Source organism: Janthinobacterium sp. FT14W, assembly GCF_009208755.1.
In the GTDB taxonomy this organism is placed as follows: Bacteria; Pseudomonadota; Gammaproteobacteria; order Burkholderiales; family Burkholderiaceae_D; genus Janthinobacterium; species Janthinobacterium violaceinigrum.
On the sequence record NZ_WFLL01000100.1, the window covers coordinates 1 to 2,517 of the forward strand.

Annotated in this window: 3 protein-coding genes; all 3 read left to right on the forward strand. The window is 65.8% G+C overall.

Annotated elements, in window-relative coordinates:
• Positions 1 to 93 precede the first annotated feature (93 nt).
• From GCN74_RS28100 to tnpC, 3 genes are read left to right on the forward strand one after another with little or no spacing between them, the layout of a single operon-like run.
• Positions 94 to 474 (forward strand): transposase, encoded by a 381-nt coding sequence (locus tag GCN74_RS28100; RefSeq protein WP_152259699.1) that lies wholly within the window; start codon positions 94 to 96, stop codon positions 472 to 474.
• A complete protein-coding gene (gene tnpB / locus GCN74_RS28105; protein ID WP_017875969.1) occupies positions 471 to 818 on the forward strand; it encodes an IS66 family insertion sequence element accessory protein TnpB in 348 nt (115 codons plus the stop codon). The genes GCN74_RS28100 and tnpB overlap by 4 nt, the downstream gene beginning before the upstream one ends.
• A gap of 29 nt (positions 819 to 847) precedes the next feature.
• Positions 848 to 2,434: an IS66 family transposase gene (tnpC, locus tag GCN74_RS28110; RefSeq protein ID WP_152259700.1), complete on the forward strand. Its 1,587-nt coding sequence runs from the start codon at positions 848 to 850 to the stop codon at positions 2,432 to 2,434.
• Positions 2,435 to 2,517 lie beyond the last annotated feature (83 nt).

The window sequence follows — 2,517 nt, forward strand, 5'->3', positions numbered from 1 at the left end:
GTAAGCGTCGCCTCACCACCGTCTTCCCTTAATCGCCGCAGATCCCGATGATTGAATTTGGGACGCAAATTGATTGTGTCCACAAATTTATTTATGGACACAATAATTCAACCAGTCACAACCAGGGTGAAACGCGGCCCGTATCGCCAGCATAGCAACGAGTTCAAGCGTGCAGCCGTGGCGCGCACGCTGGTCGCCGGCGCTTCGGTGTCGCTGATCGCCCGCGAATTGAAGATCAACGCGAATCAGTTGTTCAGCTGGCGCAAGCGTTTCGGTGGCGAGGTGCCTGCCGGCGGCAACGCGCCGGGCCAATTGGTGGCTGTCAAGGTGCTCGATACGCCGCCCGCGTCTGCGTCGGCGGCCAGCATCCCACCCGGCGTCATCGTTCTCAGCATTGGCCAGGCCCAGCTGCGCCTGGAGGGCCAGGTCGACGCGGCCACGTTGGCGCTGTTGCTGGGGCGGCTGCTGCCATGATCGGCCTGCCGGCAGGCACCAAGATATGGTTGGCCGCCGGCGTGACCGACATGCGCGCCGGCATGAACGGACTGGCGGCCAAGGCGCAGACGGCGTTGGCCGAAGATCCGTACAGCGGCCACGTGTTCTTGTTCCGGGGCCGGCGCGGCGACATGATCAAGGTGCTCTGGTGGAGCGGCGATGGCCTGTGCCTGCTGGCCAAGCGTCTTGAGCGTGGCCGCTTCGTTTGGCCACAGGCCGGGAGCGGCAGCGTGGCGTTGACGCAGGCGCAGCTGTCGATGCTACTCGAGGGCATAGACTGGCGCCGGCCGGAACGTACCTGGCGTCCAACGTCAGCCTTGTAAACGTCGCGCCGCAAGCGTAAACTCGGCCCATGCTCAGCTCAACCGACTTGCCCAACGACATCGACGCCTTGAAGGCGCTGTTATTGGCGAGCGAGCGCCTGGTGCGTGAACGCGACGCGACCATCGCCGCGCAAGGCGATGCACTGCTGAGCATGCAGGCCCAATTGACGACGCGGGCCGCCGAGATCGAGCACCTGAAGCTGCAGATCGCCAAGCTGCGGCGTATGCAATTCGGCCGCAAGTCCGAGAAGCTGGATCACCAGATCGAACAGCTTGAACTCCAGTTGGAAGACTTGCAGGCCGACGACGCCGAGGCCGAGCGGGAAATGCCAGCAGCGGACCCGGCGCCGCGCCGGCGCGCACCACGCAAACCATTGCCGGACCACCTGCCACGCGACGAGAAAGTGCACTTGCCGTTGGCCGACGCCTGCCCGGCATGCGGCGGCGTGCTGCACCCACTTGGTGAGGACGTGGCCGAACAGCTCGAGTTCACGCCAGCCAGCTTCCGCGTGATCCGCCATGTGCGCCCCAAACTGGCCTGCGGCTGCTGCGACGCCATCGTGCAGGCGCCGGCGCCGAGCCGGCCGATCGAGCGCGGCATCGCCGGGCCCGGCCTACTGGCGCACGTGCTGGTGGCCAAGTTCGCCGACCACCTGCCGTTGTATCGGCAGTCCGTGATCTATGCGCGCGAGGGAGTGGACTTGGACCGCGCGTTGCTGGCCAGTTGGGTGGGCGCCGCCAGCGCGCTGCTGCGCCCGTTAGTCGACGCGGTCCGGAAACACGTGCTGGCGGCCAGCAAACTGCATGCCGACGACACGCCGGTGCCGGTACTCGCACCCGGCAACGGCAAGACCAAAACCGGCCGGCTGTGGACCTATGTCCGCGACGACCGGCCTGCCGCCGACACGGCCCCGCCGGCAGTGTGGTTCGCCTACTCGCCGGATCGCAAAGGCCTCCATCCACAAACCCACCTGGCCGCGTTCAAGGGCGTTCTGCAGGCTGATGCGTATGCCGGATTCAACTTTCTCTACGAAGGTGGCGCGATCCAGGAAGCGGCCTGTTGGGCGCACGCGCGCCGCAAATTCTACGACCTGCACGCGGCCCGGCCGTCGGCGCTGACCACCGAGGCGCTGCGGCGGATCGCGGAATTGTATGTGATCGAGGCCGAGATTCGGGGCAAGCCACCCGACGAACGCAAAGCCGTTCGGCAGGAACGCTCGCGACCATTGCTCGACGACCTGGGCCGCTGGTTGCGGAGCGCGCTCGACAAGCTCTCGCGCAAATCGGACACGGCGGCGGCCATCCAGTACTCATTGAACCTGTGGCCTGCGTTGATGCGCTACTGCGACGACGGCGCCATCGAAATCGACAACTCGGCGGCCGAGCGGGCGCTGCGCGGCATCGCCATCGGCCGCCGCAACTACCTGTTTGCAGGGGCCGATAGCGGCGGCGAGCGGGCCGCCGCGATTTACTCGCTGATCGGTACCGCCAAGCTAAACGGGGTCGACCCCGAAGCCTGGTTGCGCCATGTGCTGGCGCAGATCGCCGACCACCCCGCCAACCGCGTTGACGAGTTCCTGCCGTGGAACTACCTCCAGCAGATCAACCCTGCCTAAACAACACGCCGCTTCCCAGCGGTGTGACGCTATCATCGGTCCGATTGAATACCCGTTCAAGACGGTAGTGGCCGGACGCTTAC

Coding starts and splice junctions, on each gene's coding strand:
- GCN74_RS28100 (WP_152259699.1), top strand. CDS start 94: ATGGACACAATAATTCAACCAGTCACAACCAGGGTGAAACGCGGCCCG.
- tnpB (WP_017875969.1), top strand. CDS start 471: ATGATCGGCCTGCCGGCAGGCACCAAGATATGGTTGGCCGCCGGCGTG.
- tnpC (WP_152259700.1), top strand. CDS start 848: ATGCTCAGCTCAACCGACTTGCCCAACGACATCGACGCCTTGAAGGCG.